A 1,669-nucleotide genomic window follows, 5' to 3' on the forward strand; every position below is an offset into this window, starting at 1 on the left:
CGCAACCGGCGCGGCTGCCTGTTCCCGCAGCCGCTGGCCGAGCGCGGCCAGGTTGCCTTCGCCACGTTGGGCGGGTATATCGGGGTCAATGCCGGCCTGGTGCTGACCGCCGAGCGCGAGGACGAGGTGGCCGCGGTGCTGTCCCACGAAATCGCCCACGTCACCCAGCAGCATGTGCTGCGCGGGGTCGAACGCGCCCAGCGTGACCAGATCCCGATCCTGCTGGGCATGCTTGCGGCGGTGGTGGCCGCGCAGGCCAGCAACAGCAGTTCATCGGGCAACGCGACCATGGCCGCCATCAGCTCCGGCATGGGCCTGATGCAGCAACGGCAGATCAACTACACCCGTTCCAACGAATCCGAAGCCGACCGCCTCGGCATCCGTACCCTGGCCCGCAGCGGCTACGACGTGGACGCCATGGCCGGCTTCTTCGAGCGGATGTCGGCGGCCATGCGCGGCAACGACGGCGGCTACCAGACCCCGGACTTCCTGCAGACCCACCCGGTCAATACCACGCGTATCAGCGAGGCCAAGGCCCGCGCCGAGCAGATGAAGAAGGACACGGTGCTGCTCACCACCAGCACCCCCGGCGGCGAGCGCAGGGAACGGGTGAACCCGGCCGACCCGAGCCTGTCCGAGCCCCTGCTGCGCGGCGCCAACCCGCTGCTGCCCAGCAGCGTGCTGCGCCTGCCGATCGGCCAGCTCAGCCGCGGCGCCAGCGGTGATTTCGACTGGGCCCGTGAACGCCTGCGCGTGCTCAGCGCCGACACCACCCCGGACCTGGAGCGCGAATACGCCGACCTGGCCCGGCGCCAGAAGGACGGCCTGACCGATGCACAGCGCTATGGCCAGGCCCTGGCCGCGATGCGCGGCGGCCGCAGCGGCGCCAGCCAGGCCCGGCAGACCCTGGCCAGCCTGCAGAAGACCTACCCGGACAACCTGTTCGTGGCTCTGGCCCTGGGCGAGGCCGAGTCACGCGCCGGCCAGCCGGTGCAGGCCAATGCCCGCTTCGGGCAGCTGCTGCGCGAGCACCCCAACAGCCGGCCGGTGGCGCTGACCTATGCCGAGATCCTCAATGAGCAGGGCGGCCGCGAAGCCGGCCAGCGAGCGCAGGCGATGCTGCGCCCCCTGCTGTCGCAAAGCGGTAACGATCCGGTCTTCCAGCAGCGTTACGCCCGCGCCAGCGAACTGGCCGGGGACAGCGTGCGTGCCAGCGAGGCCTATGCCGAGGCGGCCTTCCTCGGGGGGCGCCCGGAGCAGGCGCTGATGCAGCTGCAGGCGCTCAAGCGCAATCCCGAGCTGGATTACGTCGGCCGGGCGCGGGTGGATGCGCGCATCGAGGCGATCACCCCCACCGTGCTGGAACTGCGCCGCCAGGGCGTGCAGGACCCGGACCTGGACCGCCGCTGAGCGCTGCATGACCGGTCGATGGCAATCCCGACCGGTTCCGGCCGGGACGTCACAAACCTGTCATCAAACCGTAGTCTACTGGCACCACTCCAGTAACCGAGCCCTACGGTGTCCTCGTGCAGAAACGCATCCTGATCGTCGATGACGAGCCCGCGATCCGCGAAATGGTCGCCTTCGCCCTGCGCAAGGGCGATTACGAACCTGTCCACGCCGGACACGGCCACCACGACGGCGGCGCCCATCATGCTGGCCACCAGCA

At 70.2% G+C, this 1,669-nt stretch carries 1 protein-coding gene; it reads left to right on the forward strand.

Annotated elements, in window-relative coordinates; translation table 11 throughout:
- The coding region (locus tag ACQKDV_RS19395; RefSeq protein ID WP_427785850.1) for a M48 family metalloprotease at positions 1–1,410 on the forward strand (1,410 nt) is incomplete at its 5' end.
- Positions 1,411–1,669 lie beyond the last annotated feature (259 nt).

Source organism: Stenotrophomonas sp. NPDC077659, assembly GCF_050268705.1.
Classification (GTDB): domain Bacteria; phylum Pseudomonadota; class Gammaproteobacteria; order Xanthomonadales; family Xanthomonadaceae; genus Stenotrophomonas.